Source organism: Bacillus sp. SCT118 (assembly GCF_058566435.1).
Genome location: NZ_CP191225.1, coordinates 3,449,960 through 3,466,081 on the forward strand (window position 1 = coordinate 3,449,960; position 16,122 = coordinate 3,466,081).

The window sequence follows — 16,122 nt, forward strand, 5'->3', positions numbered from 1 at the left end:
CTAGATGGATCTCGAAAAAATGAGAAAGTGGCTTGAGATTACAAATGAATATAAGCAAAATGACTTTTGGACAAATGTGCTCAAGTATAAAGCCCCGGAACAATTTTTTAATACCAACACCTATACTCTCGTTTACGACTTTTATCAAGATGAAGAATATAATTTTATCATTGTGGAAATGCCCGGTTTGTATGAGGAAGAATTAACGATCCGCTTACTATCTAAAACCCAGCTGCTGATCAAAGGAACGATCACGCCGGTTTTTCCAGCCGAAATGGAGGTGCAGCGTGAACGGTATTACGGCGAAATTGAGCGGACGATTCAGCTTCCTGAAGCTACTGAATTTCATTTATTACAGTTTCAGATGTTAAACGGGCTTCTGCACATTTCGTACCCAAGACAAGTTGAAACCATTGCGTTCAATAAGGGGCTTTAAGATTGATTGTTCCTTCATTCCTTATCCATAGGGGCTGATATATGGTCTTTATATTGATCCACATAAATATCCCCATTACCCAGCAGCACTGCGTACACGGTCTCTTTCACCTTTATGTCTCTTTTTCGCAATTCTTCCAAAAGCCAGGATTCCGTCAAACGATTCTGCTTTAAATTATTCTCAATGATTTCTCCGTCCATAATAAGCTCTATCGGAAGCCTGTGTTCTTGGTTTACCGCAATCATTAAATCCTGTTTGGTCACATGCCGGAATTGCGGTTTTCTTAACACAGTCAGCTGACCATTCGTTTCAAGAATGGCAAAAAGTACTTCTTCGATATTAAATATTTCTTTTTCCCGTAATTGCTGATTTAAATAATCAAGTGTGTAACGCATTTTCCTCATATTTGATTCAAGTATCTTCCCGTTTTGAATCAGCACTGTAGGATCTTCAGCAAAAAATTTCCTCAGCTTCCTGTTCTTTATCGACAGGAACGAAATAAGAAAAATGGCGTTCCCCGCCTCCCAGATTGTTTTGGCCAAAAAACTCCTGCTGCTATCATTGTTTGGCTTAATATATCCATCTATACCAAAAATATCGTTTGGTTTAGGACAGAATGAACCAACTGCCTTTCGGATATATTAAATTGCGATTGGCCGATAGAAAAGCCAATCCCATGACAAATCTAATTCATCATTGGTCAGGTGGTAGCATGAATTTCACTTGGGAATCTCTTGTTCTCATTGTAGCCGGAGTCATTTTGCTGAGAATTTCAGGAATGAAATCAATCGCACAAATGACTTCAACTCAAACGGTTGTCATGATTTCAATCGGAACTATTATCGTGCAGCCAATCATCAAGTACAGCCTTTTCAAAACATTAATTGCGGCGGCAATTTTCACAATAACACTCATCGTTATAGAATGGATCCAAATGAGATCGAACTTCATTGAAAAGATGTTGACCGGAAAAGCAAAAGTTGTTATTGAAAACGGACAGCTTCATATCGAAAACTTAAAGAAGATGAGACTTACAGTTGATCAACTTGAAATGCATCTAAGGCTTCACGGCGTTACGGCTATACAAGATGTCAAAATTGCGACATTAGAGGCAAACGGGCAATTAGGAATAGAATTAACTGATGACGCCAAACCCTTAACTGTCAGGGATCTGAAAAAACTCATTCACCCGGATTTCATAAATAAGGACGGACAAGCCCATTTGTCTAGCAATCAGAATATTTTTGATGAAATTGGTAAAAAGAATAAAAAAAACATCCCTAAAAAACTGCATTAACAGGCACTTGTGGAATTTTGCAGGTTTTTGTCTCTCGTTGAATGTTTTTGCCGTTTTGTTTAAGCAATTGCTGCTCACACACCATATTGTATAAACAGTCATAACAGAGAGGAGAGATGAAAGATGAAATTCCCAGTATATATTCATTCGATATCCGGAAACAGCATTTTTAATAACGGTTTTGCATTCTCCATCAGCCCTTTCTCTGTTTCTAAAGAGACAGATGGTTCCGGAGGGAATAATACAGGTTTGGTTTTTGAATCCAATGCTTTAAGCCAAACAAGCTCCGCCAATCAAGCCCTACATGTTACAAATGCGGTCCAAGAACTGCTTTCCAAGCTTTTAGCGTAAACATAAGAAATGAACACTTCATGAGGTGCCGTATGGATTTTCCAATTATTCACACAAACTTTTGGGATGCTGTAATAGCTGTTCCAATCATTATATTGATAACCCAAATCCTCAAAATATTATTGAAAATCCCCAAAACATTTGTACCGTCAGTTGCCTTAATAACAGGCCTTGTCATTTCTGTTTTCATAAGCCATCGACACAGCCTCTTTTCTGGCGTATTTATGGGCTGGTTTTATGGCTACGCTGCTATAGGCTCCTACTCATCATTAAAAACGACCATCTTATCCTTTAGGCAAACGAAAAACGATACATCAAATTCATAGATGACATATAACGATCTGCCGCCTCTTTATCAGGCGGCTTTATTTCTGCTGATAGGTTGATCATCTTCAAAAAAGATGCTCAATCACTCGCTTAAAGAGGCGCTATTATTTTTACCATTATGTTGATGCAATGATATAAAAACGCAATATCATAGAAGTAAATAGACTGCCAGCGTCCTCTATGACGGCTACTTCTGAGTGAAAGGAGTTTTTGAAGCATGCGATCTCAAATCAACATTTCAAATCTCACGATAAATGGAATGACACAAAACGCCAATACAGATATCGGACAAAACTTGCAAAACAGCCATACTGCGAACAGCAAAAATTACGGAGTCAATTTCACATTAGGAGATTATTCTCCTTCTAATTCAATTATTATTTCAGCAAGTTGTGATAATGATACAAGTGATCAAGGGCAGGTTGATAACCCTTCTTCACCTAGTGAAGAATAAATTGATGCAAAAAAAGAACTCATTTGAGTTCTTTATTTACCTTATTTCTTTATTCACCTTCATATAATCGATAAACCCTTTTCAGCTTTTGTTCAAGCTGTTCAAAATGAACAAAACGGGCTTCTCTTAGAAACTCAGTCCCATCAATGAACAAAAGAAGCACAGGAACGGTGAAAACTGAAAATCTGCCGGCGACCTCTGTTACATCGTCAGCATTGATATGCCCCAATTTGATGTTTGGAAACTGATCCAATACTATTCTGAGCTGGGGCAGAACTGCGTGACATACTGTACAGCCAGGCCTTGATATATAAATAAAACTGAATTTGTGCTGTTTGATAAAATTTTCTATAGAATCTAATGAATGTAATCCTGTCATCTCTTTCATCCATTTACTCCTTCAAATAGGTCTGTTTTTCATGACCAAGCTCATCAATACGTATCATTGACTATACAGATTTATATTTATTATATCCGCTTTTTTGCTTTGCAGAGTACCTGCAAGTTTGCCGAAAATATCAAAATAAAAGAACAGTTACTGACAAGCAGCAACTGTTCTTACATACTTTCTTATTAAAAATGCAAAGCGTAAGCTCCTGAACCGATGAGTGCAACCCCTATGGAAACTGCAATGAGCACCAGGTTATATTCAAAACCTCCCGCGCCATTCGCAAAACCTTTCGCGCCATGGACTTTTACGATGGCACCTAACATAATGATCGTTATGATAGCAGCTCCAAGCGGGAGGAATACGCCTAAAATAAATAGAATTCCGCTTACTAACTCCCCAAGACCTGATAGCGCGGCCGCAACGTTTCCTGGTTTCACCCCAATTGATTCGAACCATTGTCCGGTTCCTTTAATCCCGTATCCGCCAAACCAGCCGAATAATTTTTGTGTGCCATAAAACAAAAACACCACACCAATCATTATACGAATAAGCAACAGTCCTGCATCTTCCATTTGTATCTCTCCTCATCTTTGATTTCATCTGATTCTTTGCTGACAGTATCCAGCAATCATCAATTGAATATATGTTTCTTTATTTTTTATGTGTCAAATCAATCTAACTCTCTTACTTCAAACGGCAGCAGCCCTTGTTCAATTTGTGTGCGATGCGGTTCATATTGCACAGGCAGCATCAGTTTTTCGCCCATTGTATCTTGTGTTTCATCATGTGCAAAGCCCGGGGGATCAGTTGCGATTTCAAACAGGATTTCCCCATGTTCCCTGAAGTAAGTGGCATTAAAATAGTTTCTATCCCGAACAGGAGTTACACCATATCCGTGGGAAGCAATATATCTTTGCCAATCTAACTGATCTTCATCATCGTTAGCCCGCCAAGCGATGTGATGCACCGTTCCGGCCCCCATTTGCCCGCGGCCAATAGGCGTTAACTTAAGGTCAATCACATTTCCGATATCACCGGCGGAACGATAACGAACGAAGTCTCCTTCTTTGCCGACTCGCTCCAGCCCCATGATGTTTTCTAAAAGGTCAGCGGTTTTGTCAGGCTGCGCTGATAATAGGGTTGCACCCCCAAAACCTTTAATGGCAACATCGGGCGTTACATCTCCGAAAGTCCACGTATTAGCCTCTCCTTCTTCTCTTTCCACGATTTCTAAGTGCAGTCCATGAGGATCGTCAAATTCTACATATTGTTCCCCAAAGCGCTCGATTTTGGTGTATGGAACGTTGAACTTTTCTAGTCTCTTTTCCCAAAATGCCATAGCCCCTTTCGGCACGACATACGAAGTCACGCCAACTTGACCGTCTCCAATGACGCCTTGGCGGGCTCCGGCCCACGGAAAGAAGGTAATGATTGTTCCCGGCTTCCCGCCTTCATTCCCAAAATAAAGATGATACGTACCTGGGTCATCAAAATTGACAGTTTGCTTGACCAAACGAAGCCCAAGCACTCCTGCGTAGAAATCTGTGTTCTCTTGAGGGTGACCGACAATCGCTGTAATATGATGAATTCCCATCGTTTTTTTAGCCATTTTTATCCGCTCCTTTTACATATACTCAACAAACTCATTCACAGGCTTCCGGTAGCCGCGTGGTCTTCTGCTCTCTGTTTTTTCTTTTCCAATCGTAATCATCATGACAACCTCAAATTGGTCGTCTATATTCAAAATCCGTTTTACGGCTTCCGCATCAAAGCCGATCATCGGGCAGGTATCCCAGCCTTTTTCCTTAGCACTCAGCATAAACATCATCGCAGAAAGTGAAGCATTCCTTATCGCCTCATCTCTCTTAAATTGTTCTCCCCTGTTTTCATAAAACGAAACAGTGTCGTGTACCATGTGGTCATACTCTTGCTTATTTAATATCCCCAATACCTTTAAACCTTCATAGATATCGGGCGCTTGTTGATATGCCTGCTTATCCCCTAATACCAAGAGAACCGCAGATGAGCTAACCACTTTATATTGTCCATTTGCGGCCTGCTTCAGCTTTTCTTTTACGTCCTGGTCAAGAACCGTCACATATTTTGTATGCTGCAAATTAAAAGCCGATGGCGCCAATGCAACCAATTCAAACATCTCATTGAGATCTTCTTTTGTGATTGGATGACCTGAAAGAAAATTGCTTGCAGATCGTCTTTCATTGACTAACTGTGTAAATTCAGCCATTACGCTACACTCCCTTTTATCTCGAATTCGAGATATTATGTTATAAAAAATCATATTGAATATTGTGTAAAAGAACTGACAACGATTGAACACTTAGAATTGCGCTTGATCGCTGATCTTTTCAATCAAATATCTCGAATTAAAATATCTTGAATATGAGATAATAATAAAATACAGATCTTCTCATGTCAATAGGTTTTTGAGAATCAGGTGGAAATTTTTCTCTGACGACAGCATTTTAATTGCGAATCATCACTGTTGTTACATTAGAACTCATTGTATGACCTTTTAGCACAACTCCAACTTTTTTTCTGTCACCTTATTTATTAGTAAACAGGAAACAACGTTGCTATAGACCCACTCGAAATTGAATTGGTATGATAAGCAAAGTGATTACACAAGAAAGGATACGGAGAGCGTATATAGAGCACTCCTATTTTTTTGTGCAGTTTTATAGGAGGGAAAAATGGCAAGTGAAAGAGAACAAATAAGCAGAAAAGTTGCTTTGATTGCATTGATCGCCAATCTGATCTTAATGGCAGGAAAGGTCTTTTTTGGGCTGGTAGGCGATAGTGAAGCCGTGTTTGCAGACGGAATACATTCCGCGGCAGATGTCGTTGCTTCGATTGCAGTCTTGGCAGTGATCGGCATTTCCAATAAACCGCCCGATCAAGACCATCCTTTTGGTCACGGAAAAGCTGAAGTCATTAGTGAGGCGATTGTAGGAATTATCTTAGTGATCGTATCCGTTTATATCCTCATAGAAGCGATTCTGTCTTTTGTTAAAGGGCCAAGCGTTCCCCAATATAGCGCATTGTTTGCGGCACTGATTTCCTACATGGCTAAGCAGATCTTATATCGTTATTCCATCAAACAGGGGGAGAAATGGAACAGTAAGGCGATTATAGCGATCGCATACGATCATAAAGGCGATATCGTGGCCTCTCTTGCCGCTTTTATCGGCGTCCTGTTGGCTATCATCGGAAACACCCGCGGATGGTCCTATCTGTTGTACGCCGATGCAATTGCCAGTGCAATCGTTGCTTACCTCATTTTTAAGATTTCAATGGAATTAATCAGGCCGTCTGTTGATGTGCTCATGGAAAAGAGTGTTGATCCCGAGCTGATAGAGGAATATAAAGCTGTTATTTTTCAATGTGATCAGGTAAAACGAATCGATAGAATCCGCGCGCGAGAACACGGCCACTATAAATTGCTTGATGTCCGTTTATCTTTGGATCATGATTTGACAATTAAGCAGGGACACGACATTGCCCGCGAAATTCGAAATGAAATCAAAAGACAGTTTTCAGATGTAGAAGAAGTGCTCATCCATGTGAATCCTTATTTCGAAGAATAAAAAAGCTCCTTTTTTAGAAGGAGTTTTTTCTTTATGCTGCAAACTTTACCTTTAGAACTCGCCGTACTATATAATGTGTGTATATCAATCATAGGGACAGAAAGGTTGTTAGAATGAAGGAATTTTTTTCGATTGGAGAAGTGTCAAAGTTATTCAATGTGAAAATCTCTGCTCTTCGGTATTATGATGAAATCGGTCTTTTGAAACCGGAATATAAAGACGAGCAAACAAACTATAGATATTATTCTACCCAACAGTTTGAGCGGCTGGATACCATCAAGTATTTGAGGGCCCTAGGCCTGCCAATCAATAAGCTTCTTGATTTTTATAACTCTCAAAATACAAACACTCTTCTTCATTTACTAAAAAGCCAGCAGGCTGAAATTGACCGCAAGAAGAAAGAATTGGAACGCATCGAACGAAAGATCTCCCGACGCATCGCACATATAGAAGATGCCGTTAACATGCCGTTACATCAAATTTCAAAAATCAAACTTCCTGCAATGCGTGTGGCTTACTTGCAGCATGAATATGTTCTCGGCCATGATATCGAACATTCGTTAGCTGAATTGAGAACCCACCTGAATGTGAACGAAGATATATTCATAGGCAAGATCGGTTTATCCATTTCTGCAGCAAATGTGAAAGCAAAACAGTTTGACAAATATTCCAGTATATTTATGATTCTTGAAGATGAAAATGAAAAAACTTCTTCAGAAGTCATCTTTCCTTCAAGAGAATATCTGCAAATTAGGTTTAAAGGGTCACATCCAGAAGCCGAACCATACTACAAAAAATTACTGGCATATATGAAAGAACATCATTATGAGGTAGCAGGGGACTCAATCGAAATCACACTCATTGATTATGGCATTACGAATAACCTAGATAATTACGTGACTGAAATCCTGCTGCCCATCAAATAATCTCATGAATATGTTTTTATCTCCCTTGACTCTCTACTAACTAGAGGGTTTATTTTTTATGCAGGAATGATTTTTGGAGGAGAAAGCTTATGTTTGGAACGATTTTTAACACAGTGATGATCATTGCAGGAAGCATAATCGGGGGGATATTCAAAAAAGGCATTAAAGATGAATACCAGGATATTTTGATGCAGGCAATGGGATTCGCTGCGGTCGCGCTGGGGATCAACGCCATTACACAGCATTTGCCTGATAGTAAATATCCCATTCTATTCATCGTGAGTTTAGCCATTGGAGGTTTGCTAGGCCAGATCATCAATTTAGAATTACGATTCAACAAGCTGGTGAACAAATTTTCTAAAAGCAATTTAGCAGAGGGCTTATCAACTGCGGTCTTATTATTTTGTATCGGTTCGCTGTCAATATTGGGCCCTGTTGAAGCCGCTTTGCATGGAGATTATACATATCTCCTGACAAACGGGATGTTAGATGGGATCACCTCCATTGTGCTCGCTTCAACTTTTGGTTTTGGAATAGCGGCTGCTGCCATTGTATTATTTGCCTGGCAAGGCTCCATCTATTTATTTGCTAAAGTAATGGAGAGCGCAATCAATACAGACCTTATTAATGAAATCACAATTGTGGGAGGCATACTCATCCTCAGTTCAGGTCTAAGCATTCTTGGAATCAAGAAGTTCAAAACATTGAATTTGCTGCCTTCCCTCTTGATCCCTCCTGTTGTGATTTTTGTGATTCATGCATTTGAATTGCGGTTTTAATGAAGCGGCTCCACAAAGGAGGTTAATATTCTGTTATATTGATTTTCAATAATCTGTTTCAATCGTTTTATTTCCTTTTCATCTTGGATTTGACGTCGAATAACAACTGTATTATATTGTAAATAAAGTCTGTTATATCAAAATCAGATTCCCCATCACGAAACGGCACATTCATTTAAACAAAATTGGGAGGGGCATTTGTATGTCAAACCATTCATCTAGTATTCCCGAATTAAGTGACAACGGTATCCGCTATTATCAAACTTATAATGAAAGCCTTAGTCTTTGGCCGGTCCGTTGCAAATCATTCTATATATCTACTCGTTTTGGTCAAACACATGTGATTGCAAGCGGCCCAGAGGATGCCCCGCCGCTTGTATTACTCCACGGAGCATTATTCAGCTCGACGATGTGGTATCCCAACATCGCCGATTGGAGCAGCAACTACAGAACTTATGCAGTTGATATCATAGGTGATAAAAACAAGAGTATTCCTGAGAATTTAAGCGGTACAAGAACGGATTACGCCAATTGGCTTCTTGATGTGTTTGACAATCTGGGGATCGAAAAGTCCCACATGATCGGACTTTCGCTTGGCGGTCTCCATACGATGAATTTCCTTTTACGTATGCCTGAGAGAGTAAAAAGCGCAGCTATACTGAGTCCGGCAGAAACGTTTTTGCCATTTCATCACGATTTCTACAAATACGCTCTTGGCCTTACAGCGTCAAATGGAGTTGAAACATTCTTAAATTGGATGATGAATGATCAGAATGTGCTGCACCCGATTTTTGTGAAGCAGTTTCAGGCAGGGGTAATGTGGCAGGATGGATCAAGAAATCCAAATCCTAAAGCCGACGGATTTCCGTATGTTTTTACCGATGAGGAATTACGTTCAGCAAGAGTTCCTATCCTATTATTACTTGGTGAACATGAAGTCATCTATGATCCCCACTCAGCCCTGCACCGAGCCTCTTCATTCGTTCCTGATATTGAGGCGGAAGTCATTAAAAATGCCGGACATGTTTTATCGATGGAACAACCCGCTTACGTAAATGAACGTGTAATGCGTTTTTTCAGTGCAGAAACAGGCATTTCACGGTAAGGGCTTATAAGATAGTGATTTGCATTTCTAAAGTCCTGAATATGCTTCTAGCCGGGCATTTCAAAAAATAGAGTCTCTCTTATGGACTCTATTTTTCTTGGACAAAACCCGCAGCTGGTTTTGTGTGCTTGTTTCTTTAGGTTTCTTATATGATCAGTTGGTTTATTCTTAGAATTATCAAGAACCTAGGCATTATGGAGAGAAGGCAGCGTCAAAAAAATCATTTGATGTGCTTTATCACTTCTCCTGGGATGCCTGCTAGCATTACGCAGCTTCTGCCAATATGAAACAAAGTTCCATCCATATCGAAAATGAGTGATTGCGCCATAAGCGTCTCCTTTTAACTGCCGACTCCATATTCCAAATAATACCATAAGCAAAAAAGCAGATCATTAAAGATCTGCTTTTTCTATTACATGATTTGTTTCTTTTGTTCATGATCTATTTCTTGCTGTATTTCCTTTGTCAGTTGATGCCCTTCTATATCCACATTCGGAATCATCTTGTCCAGCCATTTCGGCAAATACCAGGCTGCATTCCCCATCAGCTTCATGACACTTGGAATCAGTGTCATTCTTACAATAAAGGCATCAAAGAGTACACCAAAGGAAAGAGCCAGCCCATTGGCTTTAATAGAAGCTTCGCCGGCAAAGATAAATCCTGCAAACACGAAGATCATGATCAAGCCGGCTGCGGTAACAACAGGACCACTGTGTTTTAATCCAGCCTGAATGGCTTGTACTGGATTCTTAGTTTTTACATATTCTTCACGCATTCTGCTGACAAGAAATACTTGATAATCCATGGCTAATCCGAACAGAATTCCAATAGATAAAATCGGCAGGAAGGCGAGTATCGGCCCTTTTTCAGGTATTTTGAAAAAGTCGATGAGATTCCCGTCTTGTAAGACAAATACACAGATTCCAAGAGTGGCTGTCATCGTCAACATGAAACCTGCAACAGCAACAAGCGGCACAAGCAGCGAACGGAAAACGATGGTCAGCAATACAAACGCAAATCCAACAATAAGTACAGCAAACACCGGTATCGCATCATTCAGGCGATCTGAAATGTCAATATTCACTGCAGTCGATCCAGTAACAAGCAAATCTACTCCGTTTTTATCTGACAAACTGCGTACATCGTGTACCAAATCTTTTGTTGTGACATCATTTGGACCTGTTTCCGGAACGACCGTAATGATGGCAAAGTTCCCTTCTTTATTAGGCATTGCAGGGGTGACACTTGCTACATGGTCTAAGCCCTTTATTTCTTTCACTGCATCTGCGAAAGCCTCCGCCTTATTTTCTGCAGCATTTGTGGCATCCGCTACGATTGTTAATTGGCCATTAAATCCTTCTCCAAAGCCTTCGGCAAGCAAGTCATATGCCCGGCGATCCGGATTATCCTTAGCTTTCATCCCAGCATCAGGCAAGCCCAGTTCCAAATGCATAGACGGGATACTAATGACGAGCAAAATCAGAATGCTGCATACACTTAGCATGATAGGATTTTTGGTGACAAAGCGTCCCCAGACATTTGTTTCAGTGCTTTGTTTTTCTATTTTCTTGTTTGATTTCGGAATCATCCGCTTCCCTGCAATCGATAAGACCGCAGGCACAAGTGTGATGGAAGCCAAAACAGCCATCAGTACACTAAGCCCTGCTGTCAGCCCCATCGCAGACATAAAAGGAATGTTAACGACAGTCAATCCGCAAAGTGCAACGATAACTGTAAGTCCGGCAAAAACGACTGCGCTTCCCGCTGTTCCCACGGCTCTCGCAATTGATTCATTCTTTTGTATGCCTTCGCCTAAAAACTGGCGGTGTTTCGTAAAAATAAATAAAGCATAATCAATACCAACAGCAAGGCCAATCATTCCGGCTAATGAAAGACTGACGGAAGCAATATCAAATACTTGTGTCCCAATCAAAACCAGTCCAATACTTACACCTAAACCAATCAGTGCAGTTAAAATCGGCAAACCTGCTATTAATAAAGAACCGAATGTAATGGCTAAAACGACAAAAGCCAAGATAATGCCGACAATTTCAGAGACACCGCCTATCTCCATCTCGGCTCCCGGTACATCTCCGCTTAGCTCAGTTTGCAATCCTTCATCATCAGCCATTTTCAAACTGTCTTTTAAGTGTTTGATAGAGTAATCCTTTATATCATCTGCTGATGATTTATACTTGATATCAGCATAGGCAACTGTGCCATCTTTCGCGATTGTCCCTGTCACAAAAGGACTTGCAATCGAGTCAACAGAATCATCTTTACTGATTTCTTTGAACGTATCTTCTATTGCTTTTTTTGCTGGCTTCCCAGTAAGTTTCTCCCCATCACCAGCACCGAAAATAACCCGTATGCTCCCTTTATCAGGACCGTGAGGAAATTCTTTTTGAATCACATCCATCGCTTTTTCCGAAGGTGTGTCAGGTATGGACATATCCTCAGAAAAACTTGGTTTTAAGGTGACTGCAAGGCCTATCGAAGCAACTAACACAACGATCCACGCACATATTACTTTTATGCGATTGCGAGCAACCCATCCTCCTAATGTATATAACATTTTTGACATGATAATCTCCTTTCAACACATTGCTTGATCACATTTCTCATTGTAGTGGAGAATGAAATAAAAAAAACGTACATTCGGGCATGTACGTTTGGGCAATTTTCAAATATGGAGTTTAGTTGTCTATTGTCAGAATACCTTTTTGCATGGCAATCGTTACTGCCTCAGTTCTTGAATTCGCGCCTAATTTATTGTAAATGGACGTTAATCTGGACTTTACTGTTCGCTCAGAGACGCCCAAATCAAAGGCAATCGCTTTGCTTTTAAGACCTTTAGCAATTGCTTTTAGAACAATGACTTCCTTTTCTGTCAGCTGCGTCTCACTGCGCTGCTTTTTCATCCGCTCAAATTGGATTTCTTGAAGACGTTTGAGGATATCAGGCTGCAACAGCACATTACCTCTGATAGCTGCATCCATTGTGTGAAAAAGGGTTTCTGAACTCGTATCCTTTAACAGATATCCTTTCGCTCCTAATTCAATCCCTTCGATCATTAAGTGATCTTCATTATATGTAGTCAAAATAATGATGGGGGTATCGTGTTTTTCTTTTATTTGTTTAATGGCCTCTAACCCGCTCATCTCCGGCATATACAAATCCATCAGAATGATATCCGGTTCTAACTCATCTGCAAGACGGACTGCGACTTTTCCATTTTCCGCCTCTCCTATAATGGTGTATTGATCATTCGTTTCAATTAAAAGCTTCAGACCTTCCCTCACGACAAGATGGTCATCAACGATTAAAACCTTATTCATCTTGCATCTCTCCCTGAATTGGTACAGTGATCTCAATTTGTGTTCCTTTCAATTTTGTACTCTTGATATTAAATTGGCCATTTATTGCCCTGACGCGTTCTTGTATGCCAAGAAGCCCATAATGTCCTCTCTTTTTCTTTCCTTTTTCAACATCAAATCCCTTGCCGTTATCCTTAACTGTTAAATGGAGCCTTCCCTTTTCATCATCCCAAATGGATATCCAGATTGTTTTCGCCTCAGCATGCTTTGCCGCATTCGTCATGCATTCTCCAATGATGTAATAACAGTTTTCAGCTGTACGCACATCCAGCACCTGATGCAATCTGTAATCTAATAAACAAGCCATGCCTGTCGACTCTATAAAATGATCCATCAGCGAGGTAATTCTTTCTTTTAAAACACCGATTTCTTCTGATTTGCTGCGGAGATCGTCAATAGCTGAACGTGCATCAGCTAATGTGCTTTTCACTCTTTTCATCGATTGTTGTATGATTTCCTTCGCTCTCTCTGTGTTGCCTTTGGCGAGATGAACATGAATCGCATCCAGCTGCATATTTAAACTGACCAGCCCTTGAGCAAGCGTATCGTGTAAGTCTCGGGCCATCCGCTGTCTTTCGTTCTGCAGCGTCAGCTGTTCTACCTGCTGATGAGCCAGCTCCAGCCTTTCGAGAGTCAGCTGCGCTTTTATCCTTTCATCGACTTGGGCAAATAATGTAGCGGCATAAGTAATAATCACGATCATGATAGGTGCAGCAATCACAATAAAATGCAAATATTCACCTTTGTGAATCTGATTAGCTACATTTATTAACAGAAGAAGCAATAAATATAGAATGAGGAAAGTTTTACTTCTGTCTGCCATTCCTATAATCTGTCCAATCAAAAATGCATAAAGGCCAATGAGGACCAGCACTAAGAAGCCCGTCATGAGATTAGCAAGTGTAAAAGTGATCAAACCTTGCAGTACAAAGTATAGAATGACCCTTTTCTTCACCCAGCGATATGAATGCCAATGCAGAAAAGAAAAAACAGCCATCAATATCGTGAAGACATTAAGCAATAAAATGGACCAGCTTGCAGTAATAAATTGCAGCACGACAGAGGCTACATAGATCATGAGAATAAAAGCCAGGCCCGGCACTCTGAGTGCAAGCATGTTTAATGCCCGTCTATCATGCGAGTAGTATTTTTCTTTGAAAGGATTCCTGATACGCAAACCTCATTCACTTCCTTTCCATTGGCAGAAGCGATATACACTCCAGCCACATATACATGTATCCCATCATTTTATAGGAAGAGAAGGTACTCAACAATACAAAGATGCGGTGAAGCATAAGCGTTTCCAACATGGATCATTGCCCAAACGTACATAAGCGTTCTGCCTTTATGTACGTTTTATCTTTCCGAATTTCCATTTACAATAATGGAGAAGTCACTATTTAAAAGGAATGATCATCATTGAAATCGATTGATCTCACAATTTTATCATTAAAAAGAAAAGGAATCCGGACTGAAAAAGTGTTAAAAAATCAGTGCCTTGATCGATTAAGCAATGAGAAAGACAAACATACTCAATCAAAAATCACATGCAAGGAAAAAGAGGAATGAACATGTATTGGTTTTTAGGCGCTTTATTATATTTTCTGATCGGTACTTATATATTCATTGGAGTCACTAAAGACAGCCAATCAGGCTCATGGAGACTGCTTGCATTAGCAGCTCCACTCATCATTGCTGGCTACCCTTATTTTTATTCAAAGAAGCTTCTTTCCAAAAGACAATGAAACAGCTGTCATTCAAACCGCACATTGGTAAAATGATCAATACCGGGATACAATCTAGGTATTCTACGAAAAGGAGTCTTGCCTTATGAGTCAAAGAGTGTCCTACTATGAGATTGCACCTGAAGGTATGAAAATCATGATGGATATGGAGAAATACACGAAACAATCTTCAATTAACCGAACTACGAGAGAGCTAATTAAAATCAGAGTCTCTCAAATGAACGGCTGTGCCTTCTGCTTAGATATGCATACTTCTGATGCCCGCAAAATGGGCGAAACTGAACAGCGAATTTACTGTTTACATGCTTGGAATGAATGTGATTTTTACTCACCTGAAGAGAAAGCGGCTCTCGAACTATCTGAACACATCACGCTCATCCCATCTAAAAGGGTTCCTGATGAGCTATATCATCGGGTGCGGGAACATTATGATGAGAAACAATATGTTGACCTTGTTCTGATCATTAATCAAATAAACAGTTGGAACCGCATCTCTATTGCAATGGGGAATCGAGCTGCTTCAAAATAAGAAGAAGGAGTAAGATTAGAACAAATCTTACTCCTCCTAGATATCGTGCCTCATCATCTGGTGTTTCTGCTTCAAAATCCTAAATCTTCACGTTTAGATGCTTCTCAAACGCGATTTTCCCGCTTTGTGTAATCCTAATCGCTCTCGTTTTAGGCATACGAACGATCCATTCTTCTTCTAACATGTGCACCAATAGGGCGTTTCCTAATGCTCCTGCAATATGATGCTGCCGTTCACTCCAATCCAAACAGCAGCGGGCAAAGGCTCTCCTCTTATTCCGTTGTTGCTCTTCATTGATGCCTAACTTCGAAAAGAATAAAGCACCCTCTGAAGTCACCTCAAAGTTTAAATCAACTTTTTTTAACATCCCCCGCTCAACTAGTGAATGTGCCATTTGCACGCCCACATAACCTGCCAAATGATCATAACAGGTACGGGCGAAATGCAAGTCCTTTTTCTCTTTTGACTCTTTTAAAGATTTGACTTTTGCTTTAGGCGCAATATGAAGCAATTGTTCGATCACATTTGCAGCATCTGAGTCAGACAATCTGTAATACCGATGTCTCCCATGCTTCTCTACGCTAATCAGCTTTGCTTCAAGCAATTTATTCAGGTGAAAACTTGCGGTTTGAGGTTTAATGTTAGCGAGATATGCAAGCTCTCCCGCAGGGTGTATCCTTCCATCCATTAGACTGAGAAGAATGGAAGAACGCGAGGGATCTGAAAGCAACGAAGAGATTTTTGCAATATTAGGATTCATGATTTTCCTCCTTACATTCATATTTCGATGATAGTTGAAA

General features: G+C 40.2%; 20 protein-coding genes and 1 pseudogene. 12 read left to right on the forward strand and 9 right to left on the reverse strand.

What is annotated here, in order from left to right; genetic code table 11:
* The first annotated feature begins 4 nt into the window (after positions 1–4).
* On the forward strand, positions 5–436 hold the full coding sequence (cotP, locus tag ACQVGT_RS17690) for a spore coat protein CotP (protein ID WP_015482870.1): 432 nt from the start codon (positions 5–7) through the stop codon (positions 434–436).
* A 14-nt stretch (positions 437–450) separates the two neighbouring features.
* On the opposite strand, the pseudogene ACQVGT_RS17695 reads toward cotP, so the two are convergent.
* Positions 451–945, reverse strand: a pseudogene (locus ACQVGT_RS17695) (DUF421 domain-containing protein); the annotation flags it as partial.
* 203 nt (positions 946–1,148) lie between these two features.
* Between ACQVGT_RS17695 and ACQVGT_RS17700 the strand changes: the two are divergent.
* The 4 genes from ACQVGT_RS17700 (at position 1,149) to ACQVGT_RS17715 (ending at position 2,865) form a co-directional block, all read left to right on the forward strand.
* Positions 1,149–1,733, forward strand: a complete 585-nt coding sequence (locus ACQVGT_RS17700) for a DUF421 domain-containing protein (protein WP_015382887.1) — start codon at positions 1,149–1,151, stop codon at positions 1,731–1,733.
* 123 nt (positions 1,734–1,856) lie between these two features.
* Complete coding sequence (locus ACQVGT_RS17705; protein ID WP_015482869.1) at positions 1,857–2,084, forward strand: spore germination protein; 228 nt, start codon at positions 1,857–1,859, stop codon at positions 2,082–2,084.
* Positions 2,085–2,116: 32 nt separating this feature from the next.
* Positions 2,117–2,410, forward strand: a complete 294-nt coding sequence (locus ACQVGT_RS17710; protein ID WP_041517676.1) for a hypothetical protein — start codon at positions 2,117–2,119, stop codon at positions 2,408–2,410.
* Positions 2,411–2,628: 218 nt separating this feature from the next.
* Positions 2,629–2,865 (forward strand): spore germination protein, encoded by a 237-nt coding sequence (locus ACQVGT_RS17715; RefSeq protein ID WP_015482867.1) that lies wholly within the window; start codon positions 2,629–2,631, stop codon positions 2,863–2,865.
* A 49-nt stretch (positions 2,866–2,914) separates the two neighbouring features.
* Here the strand turns inward: ACQVGT_RS17715 and ACQVGT_RS17720 are convergent, their stop codons facing one another.
* The 4 genes from ACQVGT_RS17720 to ACQVGT_RS17735 form a co-directional block, all read right to left on the reverse strand.
* Positions 2,915–3,253, reverse strand: a complete 339-nt coding sequence (locus tag ACQVGT_RS17720; protein ID WP_015482866.1) for a thioredoxin family protein — start codon at positions 3,251–3,253, stop codon at positions 2,915–2,917.
* Positions 3,254–3,438: 185 nt separating this feature from the next.
* Complete coding sequence (locus ACQVGT_RS17725; protein WP_003234169.1) at positions 3,439–3,828, reverse strand: DoxX family protein; 390 nt, start codon at positions 3,826–3,828, stop codon at positions 3,439–3,441.
* Positions 3,829–3,926: 98 nt separating this feature from the next.
* Positions 3,927–4,865 (reverse strand): ring-cleaving dioxygenase, encoded by a 939-nt coding sequence (locus tag ACQVGT_RS17730; protein WP_015382883.1) that lies wholly within the window; start codon positions 4,863–4,865, stop codon positions 3,927–3,929.
* Between the two features lie 15 nt (positions 4,866–4,880).
* Positions 4,881–5,501, reverse strand: a complete 621-nt coding sequence (locus tag ACQVGT_RS17735) for a nitroreductase family protein (protein ID WP_015382882.1) — start codon at positions 5,499–5,501, stop codon at positions 4,881–4,883.
* Positions 5,502–5,967: 466 nt separating this feature from the next.
* Between ACQVGT_RS17735 and mneP the strand changes: the two genes are divergently transcribed.
* The 4 genes from mneP to ACQVGT_RS17755 all read left to right on the forward strand — a co-directional run bounded on the left by mneP (position 5,968) and on the right by ACQVGT_RS17755 (position 9,671).
* A complete protein-coding gene (gene mneP / locus ACQVGT_RS17740; protein WP_015382881.1) occupies positions 5,968–6,861 on the forward strand; it encodes a manganese transporter MneP in 894 nt (297 codons plus the stop codon).
* Between the two features lie 113 nt (positions 6,862–6,974).
* A complete protein-coding gene (locus ACQVGT_RS17745) occupies positions 6,975–7,787 on the forward strand; it encodes a MerR family transcriptional regulator (RefSeq protein WP_015382880.1) in 813 nt (270 codons plus the stop codon).
* Positions 7,788–7,876: 89 nt separating this feature from the next.
* Complete coding sequence (locus ACQVGT_RS17750; RefSeq protein ID WP_015382879.1) at positions 7,877–8,566, forward strand: DUF554 domain-containing protein; 690 nt, start codon at positions 7,877–7,879, stop codon at positions 8,564–8,566.
* Positions 8,567–8,768: 202 nt separating this feature from the next.
* Complete coding sequence (locus ACQVGT_RS17755) at positions 8,769–9,671, forward strand: carboxylesterase (RefSeq protein WP_015482865.1); 903 nt, start codon at positions 8,769–8,771, stop codon at positions 9,669–9,671.
* A gap of 412 nt (positions 9,672–10,083) precedes the next feature.
* Here the strand turns inward: ACQVGT_RS17755 and ACQVGT_RS17760 are convergent, their stop codons facing one another.
* The 3 genes from ACQVGT_RS17760 to ydfH form a co-directional block, all read right to left on the reverse strand.
* Positions 10,084–12,255 (reverse strand): MMPL family transporter, encoded by a 2,172-nt coding sequence (locus ACQVGT_RS17760; RefSeq protein ID WP_015482864.1) that lies wholly within the window; start codon positions 12,253–12,255, stop codon positions 10,084–10,086.
* A 112-nt stretch (positions 12,256–12,367) separates the two neighbouring features.
* Positions 12,368–13,009 (reverse strand): two-component system response regulator YdfI, encoded by a 642-nt coding sequence (ydfI, locus tag ACQVGT_RS17765; protein ID WP_015382876.1) that lies wholly within the window; start codon positions 13,007–13,009, stop codon positions 12,368–12,370.
* Positions 13,002–14,225: a two-component system sensor histidine kinase YdfH gene (gene ydfH, locus ACQVGT_RS17770; protein WP_015482863.1), complete on the reverse strand. Its 1,224-nt coding sequence runs from the start codon at positions 14,223–14,225 to the stop codon at positions 13,002–13,004. The genes ydfI and ydfH overlap by 8 nt, the downstream gene beginning before the upstream one ends.
* A gap of 242 nt (positions 14,226–14,467) precedes the next feature.
* Here ydfH and ACQVGT_RS17775 point away from each other — a divergent pair, with 242 nt between their 5' ends.
* The 3 genes from ACQVGT_RS17775 to ACQVGT_RS17785 all read left to right on the forward strand — a co-directional run bounded on the left by ACQVGT_RS17775 (position 14,468) and on the right by ACQVGT_RS17785 (position 15,322).
* Positions 14,468–14,617: a hypothetical protein gene (locus tag ACQVGT_RS17775; RefSeq protein ID WP_015382874.1), complete on the forward strand. Its 150-nt coding sequence runs from the start codon at positions 14,468–14,470 to the stop codon at positions 14,615–14,617.
* Positions 14,614–14,793 (forward strand): hypothetical protein, encoded by a 180-nt coding sequence (locus ACQVGT_RS17780; protein WP_080030634.1) that lies wholly within the window; start codon positions 14,614–14,616, stop codon positions 14,791–14,793. The genes ACQVGT_RS17775 and ACQVGT_RS17780 overlap by 4 nt, the downstream gene beginning before the upstream one ends.
* Before the next feature lie 85 nt (positions 14,794–14,878).
* A complete protein-coding gene (locus ACQVGT_RS17785) occupies positions 14,879–15,322 on the forward strand; it encodes a carboxymuconolactone decarboxylase family protein (RefSeq protein ID WP_015482861.1) in 444 nt (147 codons plus the stop codon).
* Between the two features lie 79 nt (positions 15,323–15,401).
* Here the strand turns inward: ACQVGT_RS17785 and ACQVGT_RS17790 are convergent, their stop codons facing one another.
* A complete protein-coding gene (locus ACQVGT_RS17790; protein WP_015482860.1) occupies positions 15,402–16,082 on the reverse strand; it encodes an ArsR/SmtB family transcription factor in 681 nt (226 codons plus the stop codon).
* Positions 16,083–16,122 lie beyond the last annotated feature (40 nt).

Excerpts from the sequence above, each read along its gene's own strand:
- cotP (WP_015482870.1), top strand. The coding sequence starts at position 5 with ATGGATCTCGAAAAAATGAGAAAGTGGCTTGAGATTACAAATGAATAT.
- ACQVGT_RS17700 (WP_015382887.1), top strand. The coding sequence starts at position 1,149 with ATGAATTTCACTTGGGAATCTCTTGTTCTCATTGTAGCCGGAGTCATT.
- ACQVGT_RS17705 (WP_015482869.1), top strand. The coding sequence starts at position 1,857 with ATGAAATTCCCAGTATATATTCATTCGATATCCGGAAACAGCATTTTT.
- ACQVGT_RS17710 (WP_041517676.1), top strand. The coding sequence starts at position 2,117 with ATGGATTTTCCAATTATTCACACAAACTTTTGGGATGCTGTAATAGCT.
- ACQVGT_RS17715 (WP_015482867.1), top strand. The coding sequence starts at position 2,629 with ATGCGATCTCAAATCAACATTTCAAATCTCACGATAAATGGAATGACA.
- ACQVGT_RS17720 (WP_015482866.1), bottom strand. The coding sequence starts at position 3,253 with ATGAAAGAGATGACAGGATTACATTCATTAGATTCTATAGAAAATTTT.
- ACQVGT_RS17725 (WP_003234169.1), bottom strand. The coding sequence starts at position 3,828 with ATGGAAGATGCAGGACTGTTGCTTATTCGTATAATGATTGGTGTGGTG.
- ACQVGT_RS17730 (WP_015382883.1), bottom strand. The coding sequence starts at position 4,865 with ATGGCTAAAAAAACGATGGGAATTCATCATATTACAGCGATTGTCGGT.
- ACQVGT_RS17735 (WP_015382882.1), bottom strand. The coding sequence starts at position 5,501 with ATGGCTGAATTTACACAGTTAGTCAATGAAAGACGATCTGCAAGCAAT.
- mneP (WP_015382881.1), top strand. The coding sequence starts at position 5,968 with ATGGCAAGTGAAAGAGAACAAATAAGCAGAAAAGTTGCTTTGATTGCA.
- ACQVGT_RS17745 (WP_015382880.1), top strand. The coding sequence starts at position 6,975 with ATGAAGGAATTTTTTTCGATTGGAGAAGTGTCAAAGTTATTCAATGTG.
- ACQVGT_RS17750 (WP_015382879.1), top strand. The coding sequence starts at position 7,877 with ATGTTTGGAACGATTTTTAACACAGTGATGATCATTGCAGGAAGCATA.
- ACQVGT_RS17755 (WP_015482865.1), top strand. The coding sequence starts at position 8,769 with ATGTCAAACCATTCATCTAGTATTCCCGAATTAAGTGACAACGGTATC.
- ACQVGT_RS17760 (WP_015482864.1), bottom strand. The coding sequence starts at position 12,255 with ATGTCAAAAATGTTATATACATTAGGAGGATGGGTTGCTCGCAATCGC.
- ydfI (WP_015382876.1), bottom strand. The coding sequence starts at position 13,009 with ATGAATAAGGTTTTAATCGTTGATGACCATCTTGTCGTGAGGGAAGGT.
- ACQVGT_RS17780 (WP_080030634.1), top strand. The coding sequence starts at position 14,614 with ATGAACATGTATTGGTTTTTAGGCGCTTTATTATATTTTCTGATCGGT.
- ACQVGT_RS17785 (WP_015482861.1), top strand. The coding sequence starts at position 14,879 with ATGAGTCAAAGAGTGTCCTACTATGAGATTGCACCTGAAGGTATGAAA.
- ACQVGT_RS17790 (WP_015482860.1), bottom strand. The coding sequence starts at position 16,082 with ATGAATCCTAATATTGCAAAAATCTCTTCGTTGCTTTCAGATCCCTCG.